Origin of the sequence: Actinacidiphila oryziradicis (genome assembly GCF_005047355.1) — a bacterium.
GTDB lineage: Bacteria > Actinomycetota > Actinomycetes > Streptomycetales > Streptomycetaceae > Actinacidiphila > Actinacidiphila oryziradicis.
Genome location: NZ_SUMC01000103.1, coordinates 1 through 25,370, shown reverse-complemented (window position 1 = coordinate 25,370; position 25,370 = coordinate 1). Strand labels below are relative to the sequence as shown.

Genomic DNA, 25,370 nt, shown 5'->3' with positions numbered 1-25,370 from the left:
CCCGGTGCAGATACGATGGCTCAAGGCCGTGCGGGCCCCTCTTGACGTCACAATCATGATCGTCTCGCACGGCCGTTTGCATGCTCAGACCGGGGTCTCAGCTACCGCGCACGACGTCGTTAGAGGCCGCGCGAATAGGTGGGGCGGCGTCGCGTGCCGATGGGCGGCGCCTGGCGGCGTTGTCGTCGGTCGACGACGCTCCGCGTCGCCTCCCTCCTCCGCCTTGCCAGACTTGCCCCTCGCCCCGCTCCTTCCTCCACCCCACCTATTCGCGCGGCCTCTTATCCCCCCGGACTTGGGGGTCCCCCTCAGGCGACCAGTTCGCCGAACGACGCCTCGTCGTCCGAGCCCAGGGCGATCGTCTCGTCCTCGCGCAGCCGGCGCAGGGAGCGCCAGATGCTGCTCTTCACCGTGCCGACGCTGATGCCGAGAATCTCGGCGATCTCCGGGTCGGTGCGGCCCTCGTAGTAGCGGAGCACCAGCATGGTGCGCTGGGTCTCCGGGAGCTTGGCGAGTGCCTGCCAGAGCACGGCGCGCAGTTCGGTGCCGCGCATGGCGTCGGAGTCGGCAGTCACAACGGGCTCCGGCAGCTCCTCGGTCGGGTATTCGTTGAGCTTGCGGCGCCGCCAGGCGCTGATGTGCAGGTTGGTCATGGTGCGGCGGAGGTATCCGCCGACGGCCGCCTTGTCACTGATCCGGTCCCAGGCACGGTAGGTCGAGAAGAGTGCGCTCTGCAGCAGGTCCTCGGCCTCGTACCGGTCGCCGGTCAGGTGGTAGGCGGTTGCGTACAGGGAGGCGCGGCGTTCCTGGACGTAGGCGGTGAAGTCCGCCTCGGCCGTGGTCTGCCGTTCCCCCGTGTCCTCCCTGTACGCGGTTCCCCCATTTTCCCCGTGTCCCCCGTTGGTTCCCCCGTGACCGCTCTCGATCGCCGTGAAGAACGACGGCCGGTTACGGATCACCTGGCGTCCGGTGCCACGAGAGCACCCCCGCCCTCCCGCGGCACCGGACTTCTCTGCGCCCCGGACCGCCACAGTGTGCTGCTGCGGGCGCAACTGAAGGACTGCGGTGGTCGTCGTGCTGTGCAGTGCGTTCATATCGCGCCCCTGTGTCGGTGGAGCCTGCTCGGCGGTTGTTCCCGGCGGCGGTCTCCTCGCGGATGGCCTCGCCGGTGAGCAATAGACTGCCGGGCCAGTTTCATGGGTCTGTCCGCCGAGTGTCACAGGCCCGTCACAGACCAGGGCGGTATCCTCCGGGCGACCACGTGCGACAGAATGTCGGCGTGCCTTTCCTGTTGCTGATCGAGGACGACGACGCTATCCGTGCCGGCCTGGAACTCGCCCTGTCCCGCCAGGGCCACCGTGTGGTGGCCGCGGCGTCCGGCGAGGACGGTCTGAAGCTGCTGCGCGAGCAGCGGCCGGACCTGATTGTGCTGGATGTGATGCTGCCCGGCATTGACGGTTTCGAGGTGTGCCGCCGGATCCGGAGGACCGACCAATTGCCGATCATCCTGCTCACCGCGCGCAGCGACGACATCGATGTGGTCGTCGGCCTGGAATCCGGGGCGGACGACTACGTGCTGAAGCCGGTACAGCCGCGGGTCCTGGATGCCCGGATCCGTGCGGTGCTGCGGCGCGGTGAGCGGGACAGCTCCGACTCCGTCGCCTTCGGGCCGGTCGTGATCGACCGGTCGGCGATGACGGTGACGAAGAACGGTGAGGATTTGCAGCTCACCCCGACCGAACTGCGGCTGCTGCTGGAGCTCAGCCGACGCCCCGGCCAGGCGCTGTCCCGGCAGCAATTGCTGCGGCTGGTGTGGGAGCACGATTATCTGGGCGACTCCCGGCTGGTGGACGCGTGTGTGCAGCGGCTCCGGGCGAAGATCGAGGAAGTACCGTCGTCGCCGACGCTGATCCGGACCGTGCGGGGTGTGGGCTACCGCCTGGATACGCCGCAGTGACCGATACGTACGACACGCACGGGAATTCCGCGAAGCTCAACGGATGGAAGGCCCGGCTCTTCCGGCTGACCAGCCTGCGGCTGCGGCTGGTCGCCGTGTTCGCCGCGGTGGCGCTGACGGCGGCGGTGTCGGCGTCCGGGATCGCGTACTGGCTGAACCGTGACGCGGTGCTGACCCGCGCCCAGAACGCCGCGCTCAATGACTTCCGGGCGTCGATGTCGCGCAACGCGGGCTCGCTGCCGGGGACTCCGTCGTGCGAGAAGCTGGAAGCGGCGGCCGTGCAGATAGGGAGCAACACGCAGAACTACCAAGTGGTGCTGACCGGCAAGGACGTGGCGGGCAAGCAGTGCACGGTCAAGTCGCGGACGGACGGCTTCCTGCTGGGCGATGTACCGGCGTCGCTGGTGAAGGCGGTCACGACACCGCGGGCCGACAGCAGCGCGTACCACCTCTACTGGCAGCGGGTGACCCTGGGCGGCCAGCCGTATCTGGTGGGCGGCGCCAAAGTGATAGGCGGCGGCCCGACCGGCTACATGTTCAAGTCGCTGGAGGCGGAGCGGAAGGACCTCAACTCGCTGGCCTGGTCCCTGGGGATCGCCACCGCGCTGGCGCTGATAGGGGCCGCGCTGCTGGCCCAGGCCGCCGCGACGACAGTGCTGCGGCCCGTACAGCGGCTCGGTGACGCGGCGCGGCAGTGGGGGGCGGGGAAGCTCGACACCCGGCTGAAGGTGTCCGGCACCGATGAACTGGCCGAGCTTTCGCGGACCTTCAACCGTACGGCGGAGGCGCTGGAGAATCGGGTGGCGGAGCTGAGTGCCCGCGAGGCGGCGAGCCGGCGCTTCGTCGCCGACATGTCGCACGAGCTGCGTACGCCGCTGACCGCGATAACCGCGGTCGCCGAGGTGCTGGAGGACGAGGCGGACTCCTTCGATCCGCTGATCGCCCCCGCCGTGCGGCTGGTGGTCTCCGAGACCCACCGGCTGAACGAACTGGTGGAGAACCTGATGGAGGTCACCCGCTTCGACGCGGGCACCGCCAAGCTGGTCTCCGACGAGGTCGATGTCGCCGACCAGGTCACCGCGTGCATGGACGCCCGCGCGTGGCTGGACTCGGTGGAGCTGGACGCGCCGCGCGGCATCTTCGTACGGCTCGACCCGCGCCGCCTGGACGTCATACTCGCGAACCTGATCGGCAACGCCCTCAAGCACGGCGGCTCGCCGGTGCGGGTGAAGGTGCGGCAGGTCGGCGAGGAGTTGGTGATCGAGGTCGCGGACAATGGCTCCGGCATCCCCGAGGACGTACTGCCGCATGTCTTCGACCGGTTCTACAAGGCCGACGCCTCCCGGGCCCGCTCGGAGGGCAGCGGGCTGGGACTGTCGATCGCGCTGGAGAACGCGCATATTCACGGCGGCAGGATCACCGCCGCCAACGCCCCGGACGCCGGGGCTGTCTTCACCCTGCGACTGCCGATCGACAAGGAGGGCGACCAGCGGTGAAACGCCTGCTCTGCGTGGTGGCCGCGCTGGCCGCGGCCCTGACCGCCTGCGGCATCCGGCCGACGTCCGTGCCGGTGGACGCCGGGGCGGCACCCTCCCGGGTGTCGTGCGAGGCGCCACAGGCCACCGCGTCGCCCACGACGGGGCGTACGGCGATCCAGGTGTACCTGGTGTGCAGCGCCCAGGTCTCCGCGGTGCGGCGGCTCGTGCCGGACGGCGTTGCCCAGAGCCGGCTGGCGACGGCGCGCCTGCTGCTGGCGGAGCTGCAGAGCCGGGCGGGGACCGAGGAGACGGCTGCCGGTTTCATCAGTGACGTACCGGGGGATCTGGATGTGTCCGGGCCGCGCAAGGGCGACCCGGCGGACGCCCTGCGCCTCAGCGTGGAGAAGGACGAGCTGCCGTCCTTCGCTCTGGCGCAGATCGTGTGCACCTTCGCCGGCACGGCGGCGGGCTCCACGGACCGCACCGTCGTGCTCGGATTCTCCGGTACCGCGGCCGCCCGGCGGTTCAGCTGCACGAGCGACCTGCGGACTCTTCCGGACGCGGCGCAGACCGCTGGAACCGCCGTGAAGTAAACAGCGTCCTTGACAGAGTGCGGCGCGACGGCTCTCTCCTGAAGGTGCGCGCGGTGGGACTCGTACTCGCCGCGGCGTATCTGGCTCTGGTCGGGTGGCTGATGCTGCGCCCGCAGTACGTCACCTGGGTCGCCGCACCCAATCTGCGCCCGCTCGCCACCATCCGCGCCGACCTCTCCCACCCGCCGCTGAACGCTGCCCGCGAGCTCGGCGCCGGGCTGGGCCTGCTGGCCCCGCTGGGGGTGCTTCTGCCGATGGCCGGCGGCCGGCTGCGCGTGTCGGGGCTCGGCTCCTTCGCCCGGACGGTCTTCGCGGGGCTGATGGTGTCGCTGGCGGTGGAGTTCCTGCAGACGGGGGTGCCGGGCCAGATCTTCGACGTCGACGCGCTGCTGCTCAACACAATCGGCGTCGCCGCCGTCCATCTCGCCGTCGTCCCGGTGGCCCGCCGGCGTCTGCGACGCCGGGCGCTCGCGGCGGCGGAGGAGGAGGCGGACGTGGCGCCGGAGCCACACGGCGTTGTGTCCTCGATCGCCGGACCGGCCTGATTTCCCGGGGGCACCCTGAGGGTCGGTATACATCCAGGCCCTGAGTTTCCCGGGGGTCGGGATCATCCCGGAGAGCGATGATTCGGGCCGGTATGCGCGCGTAGCGTCGCATCACAGGCCGGAGAAGCCGGCCGGAAGCCTCACGAAGGAGCTCTCCGATGTCCGCTCTGGTCCGCCCCCGGCATGGCCGGATGATCGCCGGGGTCTGCGCCGCGCTCGCAGACCGGTTCGGCACGTCCGCGACGACGATGCGGGTGATCTTCCTGCTGTCGTGCCTGCTGCCGGGCCCGCAGTTCCTGGTGTATCTGGCGCTGTGGGTGCTGGTACCCGCTGAGAAGAACTATGCCGCCGTCTGACGCCACCCGCGTCGGCCACGGCCTACGGGCCGCACTCCTTTCCGTCAGGGGTGCGGGCCGTAGGCCGTTCGCGGCGGGGTCAGCGGCCGACGGCTCCGGAGAGGGCCTGGGTGGGGAGGCCGCCGAGGAGGCCGCTGACCGGGTCGGAGCCGGTGAGGTTGCCCGGCCCGAGCTTGGTGGTGCCGGGGAGGACGCCGGTGACCGCCTTGAGAGGGCCGCCGCCGATGGGCAGATCCGCGGGGACCCCGGGGGCCGGGGCGGTCGGTTCGGCGGCCGAGGCGGCGCCGGCGGCAGCGGTGACGGCGAAGGCGGCACCGAGCACGGCGGCACCGAGGGTCTTGACGGTTCGGTTCTGCATGGCTACGTCCTCGGAGTGGGGAAACACGGCGATCGCAGACGGTAGCCACCCCATCACGTCGGGCGCAAACGGGCTCGCACGGATAGGTCCGGCCCCGTCCGGCCCCGCTCCGTGACCCTCGGCCGGTCCCGCGGGCACCCCGCCCGGCGAGCAAACCGCTGGCCACCGGGGGTGCCGGGACGCTCTACCGGAACAGCCATTCGGCCTTCAGCTCGGCGTAGCCGGGCTTGATCACCTCGTTGATCATGGCAAGGCGTTCATCGAAAGGGATGAATGCGCTCTTCATCCCATTGACTGTGAACCACAAAAGATCATCGAGCGTGTAGTCGAACGCTGCGACGAGCTGCTCGAACTCATGGCTCATGCTGGTGCCGCTCATCAGCCTGTTGTCGGTGTTCACGGTGGCCCGGAACCCCAGCCGCCGCAGCAGTCCGATCGGGTGTCCGGCATACGAGTCCGCCGCGCCGGTCTGCAGGTTGGACGTCGGGCACAGCTCCAGCGGGATGCGCTTGTCCCGTACGTAGGCGGCGAGCCGCCCGAGCTCCACCGAGCCGTCGTCGGCGACCCGGATGTCATCGATGATGCGGACGCCGTGCCCGAGCCGGTCGGCGCCGCACCATTGCAGTGCCTGCCAGATGGAGGGGAGGCCGAAGCCCTCGCCCGCGTGGATGGTGAAGTGGAAGTTCTCCCGCTTGAGGTACTCGAACGCGTCGAGGTGGCGGGTGGGCGGGAAGCCCGCCTCCGCGCCCGCGATGTCGAAGCCGACGACGCCGTCGTCACGGTAGCGGTTGGCGAGCTCGGCGATCTCCTGCGAGCGGGCGGCGTGCCGCATCGCGGTGAGCAGGGCGCCGACGCGGATCCGGTTCCCGTCATCGCGGGCGCGGTGTTCGCCTTCCCGGAAGCCCTCGTTGACGGCCTCGATGATCTCTTCGAGGGTCAGCCCGGCTTCGAGGTGCTGCTCGGGCGCGTAGCGGACCTCGGCGTAGACGACCCCGTCTGCGGCCAGGTCCTCGGCGCACTCGGCGGCGACCCGGACGAGCGCCTCGCGGGTCTGCATCACGCCGACGGTGTGCGAGAACGTCTCCAGATAGCGTTCGAGGGAGCCGGAGTCGGCGGCCTCGTGGAACCAGGTGCCGAGCTTGGCCGGGTCCGAGTCCGGGAGGTGCTGGTAGCCGGTCTCGTGGGCGAGCTCCACGATGGTTCCGGGGCGGAGACCGCCGTCGAGGTGGTCGTGGAGCAGCACCTTCGGAGCGCGGCGGATCTGGTCCTGGTCCGGAGTGCTGGACGCTCGGGTCCTGGCGGCGGGGATGCTGAGGGTCGGGGCGTGGGAGGTTGGGCGCGTCATTTCCGTAATGTAACTCCTACGCGCGTAGAGCATGCGGATGATGCCGAATTTTGACCGCCTGGCCGGGTCGTGCACACCTGGCTTTCTGTCATGGTTACGCCATGGCTTCGCAAGCTTTGCCTGTGCGTGGTGCGCGGTTGGGCAAACAGGTGACTTCCGGCATCGTCCCGGCGGCCCGACGGGAGGCGAACGACACGGTCCGGGCGGCGGTGCTGCTGCTGCCTGCCGGTGACGCCCTGAGCACCCGTCGGCGCTCCCACGTGGCCGCTTCCGCGATGGTGCCCCTCGGGCGCGCGCTGATGCGCGCCGGGTGCGGCGAGGGGCTTGCCGCGCACGTCGTCCACTACCGCTTCCGGGGCTGGAACGGCGGCAACGCCCACCCCGTCGAGGACGCCGCCTGGGCGGTCGACGAGATCATCCGCCGCTACGGCGACGTGCCGGTCAGCCTGGTCGGCACCGACATGGGCGGGCGCGCGGCGCTGCGTGCCGCGGACCATCCGGCGGTCCACTCCGTGGTCGCGCTGGCGCCCTGGCTTCCGGAAGGCGCGGAACCCGAGCCCGTCAAGCAGCTGATAGGGCGTCAAGTGCTTATCGTGCACGGCACGAACGATCAGGATACGAATCCGGATCTGTCGTACCAGCTCGCCGAGCGGGCGAAGAAGGTCAACCGGGACGTGTGCCGCTTCGAGGTCCATTCGGACGGTCACGACCTGCACGACCACCGCGGCGAAGTCGCTGCTTTGGCCGCCGATTTCGTCCTCGGCTCGCTGCTCGGGCGTCACTTCGCCCGCCCCGTCAACGACGCGTTGGCGGCCCCACCGCCACTGGGTCTGCGGATGCCGCTCGCGGCGGGCTTCGGGCGGCGCCCACACGGCTGAGTTGCCCTCGCCGGGCTGGCCGGGGCGGCGCGGGCATTGCCTGCGCCGGGCGCGCCCGGGTGGTTTTCGTCCCGTCTGCAGGGGTTGCCGATCCGTCCTCAAACGCCGGACGGGCTCGATTTTGGTGCCCGGCGCCGGGGGTGGGGTGCGCTTGTGCGGTTCTTGGGTCGGTGGCGCCTCCGGGGTGACTCCTCGCCTGTGTGCCAGGACCCGGCGATCTATGCGCCATCGCCACCGGCACTTGGGCGACACAGTCTGCGGGGACACCCCTACACCGCCCCCTCCGGCCGTCACAGCGCCTTGCGGTGCGTGGTGTCCTGCGGTGCAGACCACGGCTTGGGGTGCGTTGGTTTTACGGTCTCCGCCCCGAGCGGCCGTCACCGGCCGGGAGGGGACGCGCCGGGGTGTGTCCCCGCAGGGGACGAGCGCATGCACCCCGGGCAAGCGTGCTGCGGACCCGCACGTGCGAGCCACGAGGAGATCACCCCACAGCGGCCTCGACCCCGGTCACAACATGGCGCTGGAGCGGCGGTGTCTGAGGTGGCGTTTGCGTGGCGGGCAGCGTGGCGGATGCGGTCGGGGATTCCCGTTCGTTGGTCCGTCCGGGTTTGCGCCCCCGACAGGTATGCGTTCGGGCGGGCGTTTCTGTTTTGCGCGTTTCATAGTCCTTGATGGCAGTTTCGGTGGTTTGATTCCGCAGGTCAGCAGGGTGCTCGGGCTGTCAGGATCGGGGTATGTCGATAGATCCCTTGCTGGTCAGAGCCCGTGGGCTGTGGGAGGACCTGGCCTCGGTGCCGGTGTCGTTCGCGCCGACGGGGGGTGTGAACGTGGTCGTCTCGCCGGAATCGGGGATGTGCCCTGTCGGCTGGGTCGGCGTGGTGGCCCTGGGAGGATCGGCGATCGTGACCGCGCCCAGCGAGCTTGCTGCCGTGATCGTTCGCGACGCGCTGGCGGCGCTGCCCGTGGAGGCCGTCGCCGATGCTGACGCAGTCCGCGAGGTGCTGTCGGTGACCGGAGTACTCGGCCCTGCGGCTTTGGCCTACGTGTCCCCAGATGAGTTCCGACCCGTGCAGCCTGGTGTGCTGACGCTGGAACAGTTGCCGGGCGAGCATTCGGACCTGCGGGCGCTGGAGAAGTTGGCGGGCGACGAGGACGCCGATGAGAGCGACCTGGCTCGGATCACTTCCCCCGCGTTCGTGGTTCGCGAGGGCGGTCAGGTGGTTGCCGCTGCTGGATACCGGGTCTGGCCGAGTCGGACCGCCCACATCGGCGTGCTGACCGCGCCTGCGTGGCGAGGGCGGGGGCTGGCCGGGGTGACAGGCTCCGGGGCGGTGACGCACGCGCTCGCGGCTGATCTACTGCCGCAGTGGCGGGCCCGGGTGCCCGCGTCCCGGCGGGTCGCGCTCGCGCTGGGCTTCCGGGAACTTGGCGCCCAGCTCAGCATCGAGATTGCGTAGGCGGGGTGTCCGCTGGGGCAGCGGGTGCGCCGTCTGCTCTCGATTGTGGCGGGAATCTTGTGGGCGTACTCAGCAGGCCCGGGTTGCCGGGTGAGGCTATGGCGTAGTGCGGAAAAGCGAGTTGAGTCGCCTGGCGTGGGCTGCGTGCCCCGGTCTCAGTCGTCAGCACAAGGCATCTGGACAATTACGGGGAAATTTTGACACGGTGAGGTGCGCCGGTCCAGTAATCGAACATGTGGCCGATGCCTTCTGGGGGTCCAGTCATGCCATCCGCTCGCCTCGCACCGGACGCCGCCGCCTTTTATGCCGCGCAGAGCGCTTTCTCCGATCCCAACGGCCTCGCCCCGCTTTACGCCGGCCTGCCGGATGATCCGGCTCAGCTCGCCCGCACAGCACGCGATCTGGTGGTCCACCGCCTGGAAGGTGAGCCGTTCCGCCATGTCATCCCGCAGGACCGCCTGCACAACGACGCCGAGACGCGCTACCTCGACGACATCTTGCGGATCATCATCGAGCGGGACGACGCCCCGCTGACGCAGCCGCGCGAGGTCGGTGACCGGTTCGTCGGCGTCTGCCGCGACTTTGCGCTGCTGCACTGCTCGTTCCTGCGCCACGCGGGCATACCAGCGCGCCTGCGGTCCGGCTTTGCCGCCTACTTGGGCTCGGACGGATTCCACGCCGACCACGTGGTCACCGAGTACTGGGACAACGAGCGGGGCTGGCTGCTCGCCGATCCGCAGCTGGCCGACCCGCTGGTCATCGACACGTGGAAGGTGGACTTCGACCCGATGGACGTGCCGCGCGACCGCTTTCTGGTCGCGGGCAAGGCGTGGCAGGCCATCCGAGCGGGCGATGCGGACCCGAAGACCTTCGGGCTCCACCTCCCGGAGGAGGGGCCATTGTTCGGGGAGTGGTTCGTGGCGCACGACATCCGGATCGACCTCGCGGCGCTGAACAAGGTGGAGACGCTGCTGTGGGACACCTGGGGGACGGGAGCGGGCGGCGACAGGGAGATGACGGACGCGATCTGTGAGCTGTACGACCAGGCCTCGCTGGTGGTGTGCGACGACGTTCCCTTCGATGCGGCGCGGAAGCTGTTCGCAGAGAACGAGGGGCTGCGGACGCCGAAGACGGTGCTGTCGTTGGCACCGTTCAACGGCCCGAGCGAAGTCACACTCCGGTGATACCGCAGGTGGCCGGCCATGGATTTCCGATCGACTGCCCACCTGCTGGGTGGCTGGCCTAAACGACGGAACGCTGACACTGGCCCGCAGTATCTCGATCGATTCACGTTGGTAGGGGCCCCGTCATTGTGATCACGCCAGTTCCTCGAACTCGCCTGCTTTGATGCCTCGGAGGAAAGTGCGGAGGGTGGTGGGGGCGGCGGTGACTATCGCGTCGGGGTCGTCGCTTTCGCGGAGGCGGATCGTGCCGTCGGGGGCGGTGGCGAGGTAGACGCATGCGGAGGCTTCTTGGCTGTGGGAGGACTTCTGCCAGTTGAGGATGGTCAAGACTGATCCCTTTCAGAGGTTTTGTGTGATGCGATGGATGAGGTCGCGCGAATCTTTCGGCGGTAGGGCTACCCGCTCCATGCGGTCCAGTGTCAGCCGGTACTTCTCCAACTGGGTGGGCGCGTCGAAGAACTCACTGCCGTGCGGGGTGTCGAGCTGCACGGTGTCCAGTTGGGGCACGGGGCCATAGAGGTACACCACGCCATCCCCTGTGCAGGGAAAGGACCTGTCGCCGAAGGGGATGACGACGATGGAGACGTTCTCCCGTTCGCTCATGCCGACGAGATGTTCAAGCTGCTTCCTGGCTGTGTCCGGGCCGCCGAACTGCATCCGGAGCGCTGCCTCGTGGATGATCGCCTTGTATGGCGTCGGATGTTCACCGTGAAGGACGGCCTGACGCTTCATCCGGTGCGACACGCGGTGCTCCACCTCGTATGCGGCGGGCGTCGGGACGATCCCGTCGAAGATCGCACGCGCGTGATCCGTGGTCTGGAGGAGTCCGGGGATGTTGATCAGGTGGACGACGCGCACCTCGGTGGCGTGGTGTTCGATCTCGGCGAGATCGAGCAGCCCCGCAGGCAGGATCTCCCGGTACTCCTCCCACCAGCCGCGCTTCCGGTCTTCCGCCATCGTCACGAGGGCATCGACCAGAGCATCGTCGGCACATGAGTAGTTGCGGGTCAGGGCCCGCACGCGGTCGGCGCTTACTCCGAAGCGGCTCGCCTCGATGTTGCTGATCTGCGTCTGGTTGGTCCCGAGGAGGCGGCCCGCTTCTGTTGACGACAGCCCCGCACGCTCGCGGAGCCTGCGGAGCTCGATCCCGAGCCGGAGCTGTCGGGCTGTCTGGTTGCCCCTGGCGGCCATCTGCGGTGTCTCCTCGTTCTGATTCGCGGAGCGTGGGCGTCACTCACACGAGTGGAAGCCTAATGACTTATGTAGATTCTCATAAGTCATTAGGTGGACCTGTCCTAGGGTGTGACTCAAGCCACTCAACGGCACTGTCATTGCCCCGGAAGCGCACCGCCCCGCCGACTGCAGCGGAGGAGCGGCATCGACACCGGATGCCGTCGCCGTCAGGTGATCCAACTTCGCCTTTCCGTAGGAGGTCCGCATGGACAACGTATTCCCCAACGCTTCCGGCCCCGATGAGTTCTGGTCGTACACGCTGCAACTTCCGCGGCAGGAGCGGGCCGTGCGTATCGCGCGGATGACGCTGCGGGCGGTGCTGGAGTCGTACGGAATGTGGTCCGGCCTCGGTGACCGGGCTGAGCTGCTGGTCAGCGAGCTGGTGACCAACGCCGTGCGGTATTCGGACGGCCCGGCGTGGCTGCGGCTGCGGAACCTGGAGAACCGGCTCAGGATCGGGGTGCTGGACACCAATCCCGCCATTCCGCCGCTGTTCGGCAACCGGGACAACCCGCAGGCGCCACCCGCCTGCCGGGCGGACGCGGCACGGGGGCGGGGGCTGCTGCTGGTGCTGCATTGCGCGGACAACTGGGGCGGGTATGTGTTGGGGGAGGAGCTGTTCGGGACGCGGGGGAAGTTGCTGTGGGTGGAGATCGTCCACCAGGGTGCTACCGGCGTCGCTGCCTGAGGTGCGGTTGAGGGCTCAGGCCTTGCCGGTCAGGGTCAGGACGAAGCTCTCGGCGTCCTTGTCGCCGGGCGGGAGGACTTTCAGTGGGGAGGCGGGCCAGACCACCGTCTCGCCGGTCCGGGGCATTTTGCCTGCGCCGGGCTTGCCCGGTGCGTTGCCTTCCCCAGTGCCGGGGTTGCCGCTTCGTCCTCAAGCGCCGGACGGGCTGGGTTTTGGTGCTCTGCGCCGGGGTTGGGGTGCGCTTTGTTCGGTGGGTGGGTCGGTGGCGCCTCCGGGGTGACTCTCCCCCAACCTTCGGCCGGGAGGTGCCCCCACGACTGTGTGCCAGGACCCGGCGTTCTTTGCGCCATCGCCACCGACATACGGCGACAAAGTCTGCGGGGACACCCCTGCACCGCCCCCTCCGGCCGTCACAGCGCCTCACGGTGGGTTGTGTCCCGCGGTCACCCCGGGGGTTGCCCGGCGCGCGGGGCGTTGGTTTTACGGTCTCCGCCACGAGCGGCCGTCACGCGCACGTCCGGCCGGGAGGGGACGCGCCGGGGTGTCCCCGCAGGGGACGAGCACATGCACCCCGGGCGCCTTTCCTGCGGACCCGCACGTGCGAGCCCCGAGGAGATCACCCCACAGCGGCCCCGACCCCCACCACGAAGTAGGCGTGCCGGCACGCACGACCACCCAGCCCGTCCGGCGTTTGAGGACGGAACCGGCAACCCCGGCAGAGGGGGCGGAACCGTGCTGGTCCGGCTGGACGGCGACAGTGGTCAGACGCCGATGGGGTGCCAGACGGTCTTGGTCTCCAGGAAGGCCGTCAGGCGGTCGGTGCCGGGGTCGGCGGACCAGTCCACAGCCTGTGGACGGAGGGTGCGCTTGAGGTTGTCGGCGGCGGCGATCTCCAGCTCCTTGGCGAGTTCGTCGCCGGCGCCGGTGAGGTCGATCGCGTTGACGTCCTGGTGGGCGGCGAGCGGCGCCGCGATCTCGGCGGTCCTGCCGGAGAGGATGTTGACGACCCCGCCGGGCAGGTCGGAGGTGGCGAGGACCTCGCCGAGCGAGAGTGCGGGCAGCGGGGCGTGCTCGGAGGCGATCACGACGGCCGTGTTGCCGGTGGCGATGACCGGGGCGATGACGGAGACCAGGCCCAGGAAGGACGACTCCTGGGGGGCCAGTACCGCCACGACGCCGGTCGGCTCGGGGGTGGAGAGGTTGAAGAACGGCCCCGCGACGGGGTTGGCGCCGCCCACGACCTGGCCGATCTTGTCGGTCCAGCCCGCGTACCAGACCCAGCGGTCGATCGCGGCGTCCACGACGATGGCGGCCTTGGACTTGGACAGCCCGTCGGCGTCGGCCACCTCGCGGACGAACTGCTCGCGGCGGCCCTCCAGCATCTCCGCGACGCGGTAGAGGATCTGCCCCCGGTTGTACGCGGTGGCACCCGACCAGCCGCCGAACGCCTTGCGGGCGGCGACGACCGCGTCACGGGCGTCCTTGCGGGAGGAGAGCGGCGCGTTGGCGAGCCAGCGCTCCTTGGAGTCGGTCACCTCGTACACCCGTCCGCTCTCGCTGCGCGGGAACTTGCCCCCGACGTACAGCTTGTAGGTCTTGAAGACGGTCAGCCGTGTCACTTCGGATTTATCGGACATCTAGGTACGCCTCCAGACCGTGACGGCCGCCCTCGCGGCCGAAGCCCGACTCCTTGTAGCCGCCGAACGGCGAGGTCGGGTCGAACTTGTTGAACGTGTTGGCCCAAACGACGCCCGCCCGGAGCTGGTTCGCCACGGACAGGATCCGCGAGCCCTTCTCCGTCCAGATGCCCGCGGACAGGCCGTACTGCGTGTTGTTGGCCTTCTCCACCGCTTCGGCGGGCGTACGGAAGGTCAGTACGGACAGCACCGGCCCGAAGATCTCCTCGCGGGCGATCCGGTGTGCCTGCGTGACATTGGTGAACAGCGTCGGCCGGAACCAGTAACCCGCCGACGGCAGTTCGCAGGACGGCGCCCAGCGCTCGGCGCCCTCTGCCTCGCCGGCTTCCGCCAGGGTGGTGATACGGGCCAGCTGTTCGGCGGAGTTGATCGCGCCGATGTCCGTGTTCTTGTCCAGCGGGTCGCCGACGCGCAGGGTCTCCATCCGGCGCTTCAGTGAGCTCAGGACCTCTTCCGCGACCGATTCCTGGACCAGGAGGCGGGAGCCGGCGCAGCAGACATGGCCCTGGTTGAAGAAGATGCCGTTGACGATGCCCTCGACGGCCTGGTCGATCGGCGCGTCGTCGAACACGATGTTCGCCGCCTTGCCGCCCAGTTCGAGGGTGATTTTTTTTGTCGTACCCGCGACCGAGCGGGCGATCGCCTTGCCGACCTCGGTGGAGCCGGTGAAGGCCACCTTGTTGATGCCGGGGTGCTCCACGAGCGCCGCGCCCGTCGAGCCGTCGCCGGTGATGATGTTGACGACGCCCTTGGGGAGTCCGGCCTGGCGGACGACGTCCGCGAAGAAGAGGGCGGAGAGCGGGGTCGTCTCGGCGGGCTTCAGGACCACCGTGTTGCCGGCGGCGAGGGCGGGAGCGATCTTCCAGGCGAGCATGAGGAGCGGGAAGTTCCACGGGATGATCTGGCCGGCGACGCCGAGGGGCTTCGGGTCCGGGCCGTAGCCCGCGTACCGGAGCTTGTCGGCCCAGCCCGCGTAGTAGAAGAAGTGCGCGGCGACGAGCGGCAGGTCGACGTCGCGGGTCTCGCGGATCGGCTTGCCGTTGTCCAGGGATTCCAGGACGGCGAATTCGCGCGAGCGCTCCTGGATGATGCGGGCGATACGGAACAGGTACTTGCCGCGCTCCGCGCCGGGTAGGGCGGACCAGGAGGTGAAGGCCTTGCGGGCGGCCTTGACGGCCCGGTCGACGTCCTCGGCGCCTGCCTGGGCGACCTCGGAGAGGACCTCTTCGGAGGAAGGGCTTACGGTCTTGAAGACCTTGCCGTCGGCCGCCTCGGCGAACTCGCCGTCGATGAAGAGCCCGTAGGAGGGGGCGATGTCCACTACGGCGCGGGATTCCGGCGCCGGGGCGTAGGCGAAGGTTTTGGCTGGTGTGGTTGCCATGGGGATCAGTCCACCGTCACGTAGTCGGGACCGGAGTAGCGGCCGGTGCTCAGCTTCTGGCGCTGCATCAGCAGGTCGTTGAGGAGCGACGAGGCGCCGAAGCGGAACCAGTGCGGGTCCAGCCACTCCTCGCCGACGGTCTCGTTGACCGTGACCAGGTACTTGATCGCGTCCTTGGTGGTGCGGATGCCCCCGGCGGGCTTCACCCCGACCTTGACGCCGACGCTCTCGCGGAAATCGCGGACGGCCTCGAGCATCAGGAGGGTGTTGGGGAGAGTGGCGTTGACCGCGACCTTGCCGGTGGAGGTCTTGATGAAGTCGGCGCCCGCGAGCATGGCCAGCCATGAGGCGCGGCGGATGTTGTCGTACGTCGACAGCTCGCCGTTCTCGAAGATCACCTTGAGGTGGGCGGCGGTCCCGTCGGGGCGTACGCAGGCCAGCTTGACGGCCTTGATCTCCTCGAAGACGCTGAGATACCGGCCGGACAGGAACGCGCCCCGGTCGATCACCATGTCGATCTCGTCCGCCCCCGCGGCCACCGCGTCGGCGGTGTCCGCGAGCTTCACCGGAAGCGAGGCGCGGCCCGCCGGGAAGGCGGTGGCGACCGATGCGACGCTGATCGCCGTGCCCTGGAGGGCTTCCTTCGCGGTCTTCACCATGTCCGGGTACACGCAGATCGCCGCCACGTGCGGTGTGCCGCGGTCGGTCGGGTCCGGGTGGATGCCCTTGGCGCACAGCGCCCGGACCTTGCCCGGGGTGTCCGCGCCTTCGAGCGTGGTCAGGTCGATCATGGAGATCGCGAGGTCGATGGCGTACGCCTTCGCCGTGGTCTTGATCGAACGGCTGCTGAGCATGGCGGCGCGGGCCTCGAGGCCTACGGCGTCGACACCGGGCAGCCCGTGCAGGAAGCGGCGCAGTGCGCTGTCGGACGAGGTCACGTCCGCCATGGGCGCCAGCCGGGCCGCAGCGTCGGGGCTGAAAGCGGGTACTGGGGGCAGAGACTGCATGGTCACCAGCTCAGCATATCTACGCGCGTAGCAGCCTGTCACCAGGGTGGCGGCGTCCGATGCGGTACCGCAACCTTCCGGTGCGCCGGACGTTGCACCCGTCAGGCACAATCGGATCTCATGACGAGCCCGAGCCCCGAGAGTCCCGCCACCGCCTACGCAGAGCGCTCCTACCGCTCGTCGTCCGGCATCGCCAGTGGTGTGCTGCTGCTCGCGCTCGGCGCCTGGCTCGGCGGCGACGCCATCGTCGGCGGCACCGGCCGGGTCCCGTGGCTCTCACTCGCCGGGCTGCTGCTCGCGGTGCCCCTTGTTGTCGCCTTCACCCTGCGCCCGGCCGTCTTCGCCGGCGACGACCGGCTCCGGGTGCGGAATCCGTTCCGTACGATCACCGTGCCGTGGGCCGCCGTCGAGACCGTCCGTGCCGGGTACTCCACCGAGCTGCTGGCCGGCGGCCGCAAATACCAGCTCTGGGCGCTGCCGGTCTCCCTACGGGCCCGCAAGCGCGTCGCCCGGCAGGCGTCGCGCTCCACTGCCGTGGGGGACCCCGCGCTCGGTGGCGGGGGCGCTGCTGACCGGGCCGCGCGGGCCTGGTCCGACCAGGCGGTCGAGGAGCTGCGCGATCTCGCGGAGAAGAACGCCTCGCGAGAGGGCGCGCAGGGGGAAGTTGTCGTGCGATGGGTCTGGGAGGTTGTCGCGCCGGCTGCGGCGGGCGCGGTTGTGCTGGCGATTCTGCTTGCCGTTTGAGGGTGCCGTCCCCCCTCGCTGCGCCCTGGCGCCCAGCGTAGTTGATCACTCATTCACAGTAGTTTCGCCGTACCTGTCATCTACTGCTCTGCGGGGCTGTGACCTGGGCTTCTGTGGCGAGAGCTCATGATGTGGAGGGGTTTGGCGGGGGCCGTGCCGGTTGGACGCGGTTGCGCGCCGACTCGGCAGGAGGCTCGCTGTAGTCACAGAGCGCGCTGTGTTGGATTCACAGCGTGCGCTGCGGCCTGCCGGATCAGGTACGGCCCCCTCTCCAGTAGTCATTCACAGGAGCAGCGCAGAAATGATTTCTCTCAAGCGTTACGGATCCGCTGTCGCCACCGCGGCGGCATTCGCCGTCGTGGCCATAGCCCCGGCCGCCACCGCCGCCACCGCCGAAGCGCAGTCGCCCGTTGCCCACCAGGTCCGCACGGGTCCGGTGAACGGAACCTGTGCGACGCTGACCGCTCAGCTGAACACTCAACTGAGCGTCGCCACAGCAGCGCTGGCCGCAGCGCCGCCCAATGTCGCGGCAGCACAGACTGCCGTCAGCGCGGCGCAGGCCACGCTCGTACAGCTGCAGGTCGCGAGGTGCCTGCCGGAAACACCCCCCGTGCCGCCGACCTGCGCCGCTGTGGCAGCGCAGCTGGCGACGAACCTCCAGGCTCTCAACGCCGCGCTGGCCGGCACCAACCCGCTTGTCATCGATGCCGCGGTCAACGCGGTAATCAACACGGCCGCCCAACTCAGGGTCTGCCTCTCGTAGTCCTGCCCGGTCCGAGCGGTGGAGAGTGCCGCGCCACATGAGTGATCCGATTGTTTCTGTGGCGCGGTACGTCGGGGTCGATGCTGAGCCGCTACGGAATCCGGCGGATTCTGCCGTGCCTCGAGACGCCTCGGAGTGTCCGGTTCTCCGGTGCGACGCGCATCAGGGACGCGATCGCCGGCTACCTCGACGCGGTGTGCGGCAATCCGCAGAACGGAATGGTTGCGTCCCTTGCCTTCTCTAGATCCTCGCGCATCAATAGGCGGCGGATGTGACGGTCCGTCAGGTAGGCCGTCACCTGTGGAAGGGACACCATGAGAGGCACCAGAAGCAGGAGCTTAGCCGCCGGCACCATCGCGGCCACCGCGATGCTGGCGGGGGCGGTAGCGCTCGCGCCGGGGGCGGGGGCAGTGACGCCGACGACCGCCACGGCGACGTACAACTGTGGCATTTGGGGCACCGGTACGACCACGCTCACCGTGGTGCAGAACGGCACGGCGGCGACGGTCCAGGTCACGTCGTCGGCGTTCACCGCGCCGCTCGACATATCGGCGAACTCGATCACATCGACGCTGAACCTCACACTGAACGGCGGGTCGACGCAGACGACGTTCACCGGCACGATCAATCCGGCCGTCGCGACCGGGTCTCCGGTGACAGTGGGCCCGCTCCCCGGGACGGTGGCCTCGGGCGACAGCCTGGACTCGTTCACCGCCGGCACCGCGTACTCGCTGCGCATCGTGATCTTCGGTGTCACGGTCGACTGCAAGGCGACGACCGCGCAGACACCCGGGCCGTTCGTCTTCTCCTGACGGCAGCCCACGACCGCGCCCGCCGCAATGGCGGGCGCGGTTCCGGTTACTGGATGCCGGCGGCGGCCGCGAGGTCGGCCTTGAGGGCGGCGAGGACCGTGGCGGCGATCGCGCGGGTGGCCGGGAGGTTCTCGGCGGCGGGGACGGGGATGACGACTTCGAGGTAGCACTTGAGCTTGGGCTCGGTGCCGCTGGGGCGGACGATCACACGGGCGGCCTCGATGTTGCCGTCACCGGCGAGGTGGTAGCGGAGGCCGTCGGTGGGGGGCAGTTCCTCGGTGCCCTTGCTGAGGTCCTCGGCGAGGGTGACGGCCAGCCCGGCGAGGGCGGCCGGGGGGTAGTCGCGGAGGCGGTTCATGGCGTCGGCGATGAGGGACGGGTCGGCGACGCGGACGGAGAGCTGGTCGGTGGCGTGCAGCCCGTGGCGGAGGGCGATCTCGTCGAGCAGGCCGGTGAGGGTGCGGCCGCCGTCCGCTTTGAGGACGGCGGCGAGCTCGGCGATGAGGAGGGCGGCGGTGATGCCGTCCTTGTCGCGTACGCCCTGGGGGTCGACGCAGTAGCCGAGGGCCTCTTCGTAGCCGTAGCGCAGTCCGTGGACGCGGGCGATCCATTTGAAGCCGGTGAGGGTGTCGGCGTAGTCCAGGCCGGCGGCCTCGGCGATCCGCGACAGCAGCGAGGAGGAGACGATGCTGGCCGCGAAGGTGCCGCCGGCACGCTTGTCGCGGACCAGGTGTTCGGCGAGGAGGGCGCCGACCTCGTCGCCCCGCAGCATGCGCCAGCCGCTGTCGGCGGCGCGGTCCGGGACGGCCACGGCGCAGCGGTCGGCGTCGGGGTCGTTGGCGATGACGAGGTCAGGGTGGTGCGCGTCGGCGGCCTTGAAGGCCAGGTCCATCGCCCCGGGTTCCTCGGGGTTGGGGAAGGCGACGGTGGGGAAGTCGGGGTCGGGCTCGGCCTGCTCGCGGACGACGGCCGGGGCGGGGAAGCCCGCACGGGCGAAGGCGGCGGCGAGGGTGTCGCGGCCGACGCCGTGCAAGGGGGTGTAGACGACCGATACGTCCCGGGGGGAGGCCGGGGACACGACGGCCGCCGCGCGGGTGAGGTAGGCGTCGAGGAGATCCTCGCCGAGTACGTCCCAGCCGCTGCGAACCAGGGGTACGTCCGCGAGCGCGCCGATCGCCGCGATCCCGGCGGCGATCTCCGCGTCGGCGGGCGGCACGATCTGGGAGCCGTCGCCGAGGTAGACCTTGTAGCCGTTGTCGCGGGGAGGATTGTGGCTGGCGGTGACCATCACTCCCGCGACCGCGCCCAGATGGCGGATGGCGAACGCCAGCACGGGTGTCGGCAGCGGCCGGGGGAGTACCGCCGCCCGCAGCCCGGCGGCGATCATGACGGCGGCGGTGTCGCGGGCGAAGTCGTACGACTTGTGGCGCGCGTCGTAGCCGATGACCACCAGCCCGGTGCCCTCGCCCCGCGCCTTCAGGTACGCCGCCAGCCCCGCCGCCGCCCGGATCACCACCGCGCGGTTCATCCGCATCGGCCCCGCGCCCAGTTCCCCCCGCAGCCCCGCCGTCCCGAACTGCAGCGTCCCCGCGAACCGCTCCGCCAGCTCCTGCTCTGCGGCGGCGTCCGGGCCCGAATCCAGCAGTGCCCGCAGCTCGGCACGGGTCTCCGGATCCGGGTCCTCGGCCAGCCAGGCGCGGGCCTTGTCGCTTGCGCTTGCCACGGGATTCTCCTGCGGGTGTGGGGATACGGGTACGGGGGGTGGGGGCGTGCGGGGGAGAGGAAAGGGTGCCGGTCCGTCTACCCGGTTGCCGCGCTCCGCAATCAGCTGTCAGAGGCGGTTCAGGACGCGGGCGAGGAGGCTGCCCATCCGTGCGGCGGAGTCGCGGCCCGCTTCGAGGACCTCTTCGTGGTTGAGCGGTTCGCCGGTCATTCCGGCGGCGAGGTTGGTGACCAGGGAGATCCCTAGCACTTCGGCGCCCGCCTCGCGGGCGGCGATCGCCTCCAGCGTGGTGGACATGCCGACCAGGTCGCCGCCGATCGCCCGGGCCATGCCGATCTCGGCCGGGGTCTCGTAGTGCGGGCCGCGGAACTGGACGTACACGCCCTCCTCCAGCGTCTCGTCGACCTCTTTGCACAGTGCGCGCAGGCGCGGGGAGTACAGGTCCGTGAGGTCGACGAAGTTCGCCCCGATGATGGGGGAGGTCGCGGTGAGATTGATGTGGTCACTGATCAGCACCGGCTGGCCGGGGCGCATGCCGTGGCGCACGCCGCCGCAGCCGTTGGTCAGGACCACGGTCTTGCAACCGGCGGCGACGGCGGTCCGTACGCCGTGTACGACGGTCGCGACACCTTTGCCTTCGTAGAGGTGGTTACGGCCCAGGAAGATCAGCGCGCGGATGCTGCCGATCCGTACCGAGCGCACCATGCCCGAATGGCCTGCCACGGCGGGTGCCGGGAAACCCGGCAGATCGGTGATGGGGAACTCGGCCTCGGCCGCCCCTAGCTCGTCGGCGGCGGGGACCCACCCGGAGCCCATCACCAGGGCCACGTCGTGGGTCTCTGCACCGGTCAGCTCTCGCAGGCGTGCCGCCGCGGCCTCTGCGGCCGTGAGCGGGTCGTCCTGCGGGGCGCCGGTGTTGTCGGGGGTTGCGGAAGCGTTCACTGCATGAGCGTAACGGGTAAGTTCCTACGCGCGTAGACGTCCGAAGGGCAGGATGCAGGTTTTTCGTAGGTTCCGCCGGTTGACGGCACGCCGGCGAGACGCCGGCGGCACGTCGGCCGCAGGCCGTCTGCCGGCGTGCGGCGGCAGACGGACCGGGCGGAGCGAACCCGGCCGGTCCGGCCGGCGTCAGCAGGGCCGCTTGCGGAGCTCCATGACGTAGTCGTGCGGGGCCCCCGCCGACTCGGCGGCGTCCGCGATCTCGCCGAGATAGCGGGCGGAGGGCAGGCCGCCCTCGTAGTCGTTGAGCACATACACCCAGGCGGGGATGTCGCCGTCGAGGGTGTGGACGCGCAGCTGGACGCGCCGGTAGATGCCGAGGGGGACGCCTTCCCAGCCGTCGAGGCGTTCCTCGTCGATCGGGGCGATGTCGTAGAGGCCGATGAAGACCTGGTGGAGGGGGTCCTCGACAAGGGTCGCGAGCGCGCCCTCCCAGCCCATGTGCTCGCCGCCGAAGGTGAGCCGCCAGCCGTCGAGCCAGCCGGTGCCGCGCAGGGGGGAGTGCGGGGCGCGGCGGGTCATGAGCCGCGGGTCGAGGTTGCCGGCATAGGCGGCGTAGAGCGACATGGTCACGAGGGTACGGGAGAGGTGTGCGCCCCCTGTAAGTGATCAGTTGGCGCGTGCGGGACAATGGGGTACGTGACTCGGATCGTGATCATTGGTGGCGGACCCGGCGGGTATGAAGCGGCACTGGTAGCGGCGCAGCTCGGCGCGGAGGTAACTGTCGTGGACTGCGACGGTCTGGGCGGGGCGTCGGTGCTGACCGACTGCGTCCCGTCGAAGACGTTGATTGCCACGGCGGAGGTGATGACCACCTTCGACTCCTCGTACGAGGAGCTGGGCATCATTGTGGCTGACGACACACCACCGCTGGAGCAGGCGGCCCGGGTGGTGGGTGTGGACCTGGGCAAGGTCAACCGGCGGGTGAAGCGGCTGGCGCTGGCGCAGTCGCACGACATCACGGCATCCGTCACCCGTGCGGGGGCCAGGGTGATGCGCGGCCGGGGGCGGCTGAAGGGCCAGCAGAGCATCGACGGCTCGCGGCGTGTGGTGGTCGAGGCGGCGGACGGCACGAGCGAGACGCTGACTGCCGACGCGGTGCTGATCGCGACCGGGGCGCAGCCCCGGGAGATCCCGGACGCGCTGCCGGACGGCGAGCGGATCCTGAACTGGACGCAGGTGTACGACCTGGATGAGCTCCCGGAGGAGCTCATCGTGGTCGGATCGGGTGTGACGGGCGCCGAGTTCGCGGGTGCCTACCAGGCGCTGGGGTCGAAGGTGACGCTGGTGTCGTCCCGGGACCGGGTGCTGCCGGGTGAGGACCCGGACGCCGCCGCGGTGCTGGAGGACGTGTTCCGGCGGCGCGGGATGAATGTGCTGGCGCGCTCGCGTGCCGTTTCCGCGAAGCGGGTTCCTGGGCCGTTCACCACGGAGGGACCCTCCTCGCCGAAGGCGGGCGAGGAGGGACGGGCCGGGGACAGGGTCGAGGTGACGCTGGCCGACGGCCGGGTGATCACGGGCAGCCACTGCCTGATGGCGGTCGGCGCGATCCCGAACACGGTGGACATGGGCCTGGAGGAGTCCGGGGTCAAGCTGAAGGAGTCGGGCCACATCTGGACCGACAAGGTGTCCCGGACCAGCGCCCCCGGCGTCTACGCGGCAGGTGATGTCACCGGGATATTCGCGCTGGCGTCGGTCGCGGCGATGCAGGGCCGGATCGCGATGTACCACTTCCTGGGTGACGCGGTGGCTCCGCTGAATCTGAAGACGGTGTCGTCGAACGTCTTCACCGACCCGGAGATCGCGACGGTCGGCTACAGCCAGGCGGACGTGGACAGCGGCCGGATCGACGCCCGCGCCGTGAAGCTGCCGTTGCTGCGCAACCCGCGCGCCAAGATGCTGGGAATCCGGGACGGCTTCGTGAAGCTCTTCTGCCGTCCGGGCACCGGCATAGTGGTCGGCGGTGTGGTGGTCGCGCCGCGGGCGAGCGAGCTGATCCACCCGATCTCGATCGCGGTGGACAACAATCTGACGGTGGAACAGATCGCGAACGCGTTCACGGTGTATCCGTCGCTGTCGGGCTCGATCGCCGAGGTGGCACGGCAGTTGCACACCCGTAAGACCAACGCCGAGTAGCGGCGGGCCCAGGGCGCGTTCGGGCGTACGTTCGGTGGGACGTATAGCACTCTCCGTCCGAGTTCGCGAACAACTTCTGTTAATCGGTGCAAACAGCTGAAAGCAGACGACTGTTGGCGTTACTGTCAGTTTCGTGTTCGCAGCAGAACGTCGCCAACTGATCCTCGAAATGGTGCGTGCCAACGGAGCGGTGTCACTCCGTGAGCTCGCCCGCGTCGTCCAGACCTCCGAAGTGACCGTACGGCGGGACGTGCGGGCGCTCGAGGCAGAAGGACTGCTCGACCGCCGGCATGGCGGTGCGGTGCTGCCGGGAGGCTTTACCAGGGAGTCCGGCTTCCCGCAGAAATCCCATCTAGCGACCGCGGAGAAGACGGCGATCGCCGATCTCGCGGCAGGTCTTGTCCAGGAGGGCGAGGCCATTGTGGTCGGCGCCGGGACCACCACCCAGGAGCTGGCCCGCCGGCTCGCGCGGGTCCCGGGACTGACCGTTGTCACCAACTCCCTGCTGGTGGCACAGGCATTGGCGCACGCCAACCGGGTCGAGGTCGTGATGACCGGCGGCACCTTGCGCGGCTCCAACTACGCCCTGGTCGGCAGCGGTGCAGAGCAGTCCCTGCAGGGGCTGCGGGTGTCGCGGGCCTTCATCTCCGGCGCCGGGCTCACCGCCGAACGGGGCCTGTCGACCTCCAACATGCTCTCGGCGAGCGTCGACCGGGCGCTGGTCGAGGCCGCGGCGGAGGTCGTGGTGCTGGCCGACCACACCAAGCTGGGTACGGACACGATGTTCCAGACCGTGCCCACGGATGTGATCACCCACCTGGTGACGGACGAGCCACCGCTCGCCGACGACCGGTCGGCGACCGAGCTCCAGGCGCTCGCCGACCGGGGTGTCCAGGTCACCGTCGCTTCACTCAATGGAGTGGAGAATCTCCAGGCCTCCGGGGGTGGTGGCGGCCGTCGTCGGGACCTGTCTCCGCCGCTGCCGGTACCACGCCGTCATCCGCATCCGGGGCAGCCCGGCGGCGGGATGCCGGGCGGGCCGTTGCGCAGCGCACAGCTGTCCGGGGAGGCGTCGGCGGCCAGGATCGCGGATCTGGCGCCCCGTCGGCGTTAGCGCCGGTCCCGTCGCGTCAGCGCCAGCCGTCCGGGGCTCCTTCCGGGGCTCTCGTACGCATACCTTCCACGGCGAGCGTCAGCAGGCGGTCGAAGAGCTCCGGGTCGTCCGGGGTCTGTTCGGCCGCCAACACCAAGGCGTTCGTGAGCCTCAGCAGGTCGCCGATGGCGGCATCCTTCCGCACCTCGCCGGCCTGCTGGGCGCGCTCCAGCAGCTTGCCGCCCGATCTGCGCATCGGTCCCTTGCAGTTGGGCATCTTGGCCTCCGGCGACGCCATGATCGCCGCCGCCAGCCCGCGGTATGTAGTGGAATGGCGGGCGGACGCGCGCAGCCATTCGACGAGCGCCCGGGTGGGTGACTCGGCCGTCTCGATCAGTTCGTCCGCGTGGGCCTCCAGGGCGTGCACCTCCTTTTCGAAGACCGCGTTCATCAGCGCGTACCGGTCCGGGAAATGGCGGTAGAGGGTGCCGATGCCGACGCCCGCATGGCGTGCGATGTCCTCCAGCGACGCGTCGGTGCCGTGCACGAAGAACTCCTGGTGCGCCTTCTCCAGCAGCCGTTCGTAGTTGCGCCGTGCGTCGGCCCGCATCGGCCGGCCCTGGGTCGCCGTCATGCCCAACCGCCTTACCTCGTGTCCTCCGGAATCCCATTGTAGAACCGGAGGCTTCCTCCGTATGCTTGCCGGAGGCACCCTCCGTTTATTTTCATGCCTCTGGAGGCTTACGTCCCATGTCCTCGTCCATGTCCACGCACACCTCCCTCACCGACCGGGCGCCGCTGACCCCGCGTCACCGGCCCTTACGACGTGGTGCTCGATTGAGGTCGGGCTGTGCTGGCCTGGCGGGTTGGCTGGTGGTTGATTACCGCATGGCCGCGCGGTCGGAGACCAGGCCGGCGATGGCTTGGTAGGTCTGGTCGAAGT

The 25,370-nt window shown here is 69.7% G+C and carries 26 protein-coding genes; 14 read left to right on the top strand and 12 right to left on the bottom strand.

What is annotated here, in order from left to right; genetic code table 11:
• Nucleotides 1-308: 308 nt before the first annotated feature.
• Nucleotides 309-1,094 carry a SigE family RNA polymerase sigma factor gene (locus FCI23_RS45455; RefSeq protein ID WP_136729902.1) on the bottom strand — a complete coding sequence of 262 codons (786 nt, stop codon included), beginning with the start codon at nucleotides 1,092-1,094 and terminating at the stop codon, nucleotides 309-311.
• Nucleotides 1,095-1,279: 185 nt separating this feature from the next.
• Here FCI23_RS45455 and FCI23_RS45450 point away from each other — a divergent pair, with 185 nt between their 5' ends.
• From FCI23_RS45450 to FCI23_RS45430, 5 genes are all read left to right on the top strand, one after another.
• Nucleotides 1,280-1,957, top strand: a complete 678-nt coding sequence (locus tag FCI23_RS45450) for a response regulator transcription factor (RefSeq protein ID WP_169317261.1) — start codon at nucleotides 1,280-1,282, stop codon at nucleotides 1,955-1,957.
• Nucleotides 1,954-3,453 carry a sensor histidine kinase gene (locus FCI23_RS45445; protein WP_169317260.1) on the top strand — a complete coding sequence of 500 codons (1,500 nt, stop codon included), beginning with the start codon at nucleotides 1,954-1,956 and terminating at the stop codon, nucleotides 3,451-3,453. The genes FCI23_RS45450 and FCI23_RS45445 overlap by 4 nt, the downstream gene beginning before the upstream one ends.
• On the top strand, nucleotides 3,450-4,028 hold the full coding sequence (locus FCI23_RS45440) for a hypothetical protein (protein WP_246144685.1): 579 nt from the start codon (nucleotides 3,450-3,452) through the stop codon (nucleotides 4,026-4,028). The genes FCI23_RS45445 and FCI23_RS45440 overlap by 4 nt, the downstream gene beginning before the upstream one ends.
• A 53-nt stretch (nucleotides 4,029-4,081) precedes the next feature.
• On the top strand, nucleotides 4,082-4,573 hold the full coding sequence (locus FCI23_RS45435; protein ID WP_407646128.1) for a VanZ family protein: 492 nt from the start codon (nucleotides 4,082-4,084) through the stop codon (nucleotides 4,571-4,573).
• 158 nt (nucleotides 4,574-4,731) lie between these two features.
• A complete protein-coding gene (locus tag FCI23_RS45430; RefSeq protein ID WP_136729899.1) occupies nucleotides 4,732-4,929 on the top strand; it encodes a PspC domain-containing protein in 198 nt (65 codons plus the stop codon).
• Between the two features lie 79 nt (nucleotides 4,930-5,008).
• Here FCI23_RS45430 and FCI23_RS45425 read toward each other — a convergent pair whose 3' ends face one another.
• Together FCI23_RS45425 and FCI23_RS45420 are read right to left on the bottom strand one after the other, a co-directional pair.
• The gene (locus FCI23_RS45425; RefSeq protein WP_136729898.1) at nucleotides 5,009-5,287 is read right to left on the bottom strand and encodes a hypothetical protein; all 279 of its coding nucleotides are present in this window, start codon (nucleotides 5,285-5,287) and stop codon (nucleotides 5,009-5,011) included.
• Nucleotides 5,288-5,471: 184 nt separating this feature from the next.
• Complete coding sequence (locus tag FCI23_RS45420; RefSeq protein WP_136729897.1) at nucleotides 5,472-6,632, bottom strand: adenosine deaminase; 1,161 nt, start codon at nucleotides 6,630-6,632, stop codon at nucleotides 5,472-5,474.
• Nucleotides 6,633-6,733: 101 nt separating this feature from the next.
• Here FCI23_RS45420 and FCI23_RS45415 point away from each other — a divergent pair, with 101 nt between their 5' ends.
• The 3 genes from FCI23_RS45415 (at nucleotide 6,734) to FCI23_RS45405 (ending at nucleotide 10,151) form a co-directional block, all read left to right on the top strand.
• Nucleotides 6,734-7,510 (top strand): alpha/beta fold hydrolase, encoded by a 777-nt coding sequence (locus tag FCI23_RS45415; protein ID WP_136729896.1) that lies wholly within the window; start codon nucleotides 6,734-6,736, stop codon nucleotides 7,508-7,510.
• Between the two features lie 734 nt (nucleotides 7,511-8,244).
• Nucleotides 8,245-8,967 (top strand): GNAT family N-acetyltransferase, encoded by a 723-nt coding sequence (locus FCI23_RS45410; RefSeq protein ID WP_136729895.1) that lies wholly within the window; start codon nucleotides 8,245-8,247, stop codon nucleotides 8,965-8,967.
• A gap of 263 nt (nucleotides 8,968-9,230) precedes the next feature.
• Nucleotides 9,231-10,151 (top strand): transglutaminase-like domain-containing protein, encoded by a 921-nt coding sequence (locus FCI23_RS45405; protein WP_136729894.1) that lies wholly within the window; start codon nucleotides 9,231-9,233, stop codon nucleotides 10,149-10,151.
• A gap of 132 nt (nucleotides 10,152-10,283) precedes the next feature.
• On the opposite strand, the gene FCI23_RS45400 is transcribed toward FCI23_RS45405, so the two are convergent.
• Entirely contained in the window at nucleotides 10,284-10,478 is a 195-nt protein-coding gene (locus FCI23_RS45400; protein WP_136729893.1) for a DUF397 domain-containing protein, read from the bottom strand.
• 12 nt (nucleotides 10,479-10,490) lie between these two features.
• A complete protein-coding gene (locus tag FCI23_RS45395) occupies nucleotides 10,491-11,342 on the bottom strand; it encodes a helix-turn-helix domain-containing protein (RefSeq protein ID WP_136729892.1) in 852 nt (283 codons plus the stop codon).
• A 247-nt stretch (nucleotides 11,343-11,589) separates the two neighbouring features.
• Between FCI23_RS45395 and FCI23_RS45390 the strand changes: the two genes are divergently transcribed.
• Entirely contained in the window at nucleotides 11,590-12,072 is a 483-nt protein-coding gene (locus FCI23_RS45390; protein WP_136729891.1) for an ATP-binding protein, read from the top strand.
• A gap of 761 nt (nucleotides 12,073-12,833) precedes the next feature.
• Here the strand turns inward: FCI23_RS45390 and FCI23_RS45385 are convergent.
• From FCI23_RS45385 to deoC, 3 genes are read right to left on the bottom strand one after another with little or no spacing between them, the layout of a single operon-like run.
• Entirely contained in the window at nucleotides 12,834-13,709 is an 876-nt protein-coding gene (locus FCI23_RS45385; RefSeq protein ID WP_136729890.1) for an aldehyde dehydrogenase family protein, read from the bottom strand.
• Complete coding sequence (locus FCI23_RS45380) at nucleotides 13,699-15,150, bottom strand: aldehyde dehydrogenase family protein (RefSeq protein WP_136729889.1); 1,452 nt, start codon at nucleotides 15,148-15,150, stop codon at nucleotides 13,699-13,701. Before FCI23_RS45380 ends, FCI23_RS45385 begins: the two co-directional genes overlap by 11 nt.
• Nucleotides 15,151-15,155: 5 nt before the next feature.
• Nucleotides 15,156-16,157 carry a deoxyribose-phosphate aldolase gene (deoC, locus tag FCI23_RS45375; protein WP_246144687.1) on the bottom strand — a complete coding sequence of 334 codons (1,002 nt, stop codon included), beginning with the start codon at nucleotides 16,155-16,157 and terminating at the stop codon, nucleotides 15,156-15,158.
• Between the two features lie 120 nt (nucleotides 16,158-16,277).
• Here deoC and FCI23_RS45370 point away from each other — a divergent pair, with 120 nt between their 5' ends.
• From FCI23_RS45370 to FCI23_RS45360, 3 genes are all read left to right on the top strand, one after another.
• Complete coding sequence (locus FCI23_RS45370; RefSeq protein WP_136729888.1) at nucleotides 16,278-16,901, top strand: PH domain-containing protein; 624 nt, start codon at nucleotides 16,278-16,280, stop codon at nucleotides 16,899-16,901.
• A 301-nt stretch (nucleotides 16,902-17,202) separates the two neighbouring features.
• The gene (locus FCI23_RS45365) at nucleotides 17,203-17,664 is read left to right on the top strand and encodes a hypothetical protein (RefSeq protein ID WP_136729887.1); all 462 of its coding nucleotides are present in this window, start codon (nucleotides 17,203-17,205) and stop codon (nucleotides 17,662-17,664) included.
• Nucleotides 17,665-17,978: 314 nt separating this feature from the next.
• Entirely contained in the window at nucleotides 17,979-18,476 is a 498-nt protein-coding gene (locus FCI23_RS45360; protein ID WP_136729886.1) for a hypothetical protein, read from the top strand.
• 46 nt (nucleotides 18,477-18,522) lie between these two features.
• Here FCI23_RS45360 and FCI23_RS45355 read toward each other — a convergent pair whose 3' ends face one another.
• The 3 genes from FCI23_RS45355 to FCI23_RS45345 form a co-directional block, all read right to left on the bottom strand.
• Entirely contained in the window at nucleotides 18,523-20,199 is a 1,677-nt protein-coding gene (locus FCI23_RS45355; protein ID WP_136729885.1) for a phospho-sugar mutase, read from the bottom strand.
• Nucleotides 20,200-20,307: 108 nt separating this feature from the next.
• Nucleotides 20,308-21,141 carry a purine-nucleoside phosphorylase gene (locus tag FCI23_RS45350; RefSeq protein WP_136729884.1) on the bottom strand — a complete coding sequence of 278 codons (834 nt, stop codon included), beginning with the start codon at nucleotides 21,139-21,141 and terminating at the stop codon, nucleotides 20,308-20,310.
• A 186-nt stretch (nucleotides 21,142-21,327) separates the two neighbouring features.
• Nucleotides 21,328-21,765 (bottom strand): gamma-glutamylcyclotransferase, encoded by a 438-nt coding sequence (locus FCI23_RS45345; protein ID WP_136729883.1) that lies wholly within the window; start codon nucleotides 21,763-21,765, stop codon nucleotides 21,328-21,330.
• Between the two features lie 63 nt (nucleotides 21,766-21,828).
• Between FCI23_RS45345 and FCI23_RS45340 the strand changes: the two genes are divergently transcribed.
• Both FCI23_RS45340 and FCI23_RS45335 read left to right on the top strand, forming a co-directional pair.
• Nucleotides 21,829-23,334 carry an NAD(P)H-quinone dehydrogenase gene (locus tag FCI23_RS45340; protein ID WP_136729882.1) on the top strand — a complete coding sequence of 502 codons (1,506 nt, stop codon included), beginning with the start codon at nucleotides 21,829-21,831 and terminating at the stop codon, nucleotides 23,332-23,334.
• Between the two features lie 169 nt (nucleotides 23,335-23,503).
• Entirely contained in the window at nucleotides 23,504-24,448 is a 945-nt protein-coding gene (locus tag FCI23_RS45335) for a DeoR/GlpR family DNA-binding transcription regulator (protein ID WP_246144686.1), read from the top strand.
• Nucleotides 24,449-24,464: 16 nt separating this feature from the next.
• On the opposite strand, the gene FCI23_RS45330 is transcribed toward FCI23_RS45335, so the two are convergent.
• The gene (locus FCI23_RS45330) at nucleotides 24,465-25,061 is read right to left on the bottom strand and encodes a TetR/AcrR family transcriptional regulator (protein ID WP_246144684.1); all 597 of its coding nucleotides are present in this window, start codon (nucleotides 25,059-25,061) and stop codon (nucleotides 24,465-24,467) included.
• Between the last annotated feature and the right edge of the window lie 309 nt (nucleotides 25,062-25,370).

Bases quoted from the DNA above. Each gene is read 5' to 3' on its own strand.
- FCI23_RS45360 (WP_136729886.1), top strand. From the start codon at position 17,979: ATGAGAGGCACCAGAAGCAGGAGCTTAGCCGCCGGCACCATCGCGGCC.
- FCI23_RS45390 (WP_136729891.1), top strand. From the start codon at position 11,590: ATGGACAACGTATTCCCCAACGCTTCCGGCCCCGATGAGTTCTGGTCG.
- FCI23_RS45340 (WP_136729882.1), top strand. From the start codon at position 21,829: ATGGGGTACGTGACTCGGATCGTGATCATTGGTGGCGGACCCGGCGGG.
- FCI23_RS45385 (WP_136729890.1), bottom strand. From the start codon at position 13,709: ATGTCCGATAAATCCGAAGTGACACGGCTGACCGTCTTCAAGACCTAC.
- FCI23_RS45335 (WP_246144686.1), top strand. From the start codon at position 23,504: ATGGTGCGTGCCAACGGAGCGGTGTCACTCCGTGAGCTCGCCCGCGTC.
- FCI23_RS45330 (WP_246144684.1), bottom strand. From the start codon at position 25,061: ATGACGGCGACCCAGGGCCGGCCGATGCGGGCCGACGCACGGCGCAAC.
- FCI23_RS45405 (WP_136729894.1), top strand. From the start codon at position 9,231: ATGCCATCCGCTCGCCTCGCACCGGACGCCGCCGCCTTTTATGCCGCG.
- FCI23_RS45425 (WP_136729898.1), bottom strand. From the start codon at position 5,287: ATGCAGAACCGAACCGTCAAGACCCTCGGTGCCGCCGTGCTCGGTGCC.
- FCI23_RS45430 (WP_136729899.1), top strand. From the start codon at position 4,732: ATGTCCGCTCTGGTCCGCCCCCGGCATGGCCGGATGATCGCCGGGGTC.
- FCI23_RS45410 (WP_136729895.1), top strand. From the start codon at position 8,245: ATGTCGATAGATCCCTTGCTGGTCAGAGCCCGTGGGCTGTGGGAGGAC.
- FCI23_RS45345 (WP_136729883.1), bottom strand. From the start codon at position 21,765: ATGTCGCTCTACGCCGCCTATGCCGGCAACCTCGACCCGCGGCTCATG.
- FCI23_RS45415 (WP_136729896.1), top strand. From the start codon at position 6,734: ATGGCTTCGCAAGCTTTGCCTGTGCGTGGTGCGCGGTTGGGCAAACAG.
- FCI23_RS45380 (WP_136729889.1), bottom strand. From the start codon at position 15,150: ATGGCAACCACACCAGCCAAAACCTTCGCCTACGCCCCGGCGCCGGAA.
- FCI23_RS45395 (WP_136729892.1), bottom strand. From the start codon at position 11,342: ATGGCCGCCAGGGGCAACCAGACAGCCCGACAGCTCCGGCTCGGGATC.
- FCI23_RS45370 (WP_136729888.1), top strand. From the start codon at position 16,278: ATGACGAGCCCGAGCCCCGAGAGTCCCGCCACCGCCTACGCAGAGCGC.
- deoC (WP_246144687.1), bottom strand. From the start codon at position 16,157: ATGCAGTCTCTGCCCCCAGTACCCGCTTTCAGCCCCGACGCTGCGGCC.
- FCI23_RS45365 (WP_136729887.1), top strand. From the start codon at position 17,203: ATGATTTCTCTCAAGCGTTACGGATCCGCTGTCGCCACCGCGGCGGCA.
- FCI23_RS45455 (WP_136729902.1), bottom strand. From the start codon at position 1,094: ATGAACGCACTGCACAGCACGACGACCACCGCAGTCCTTCAGTTGCGC.
- FCI23_RS45420 (WP_136729897.1), bottom strand. From the start codon at position 6,632: ATGACGCGCCCAACCTCCCACGCCCCGACCCTCAGCATCCCCGCCGCC.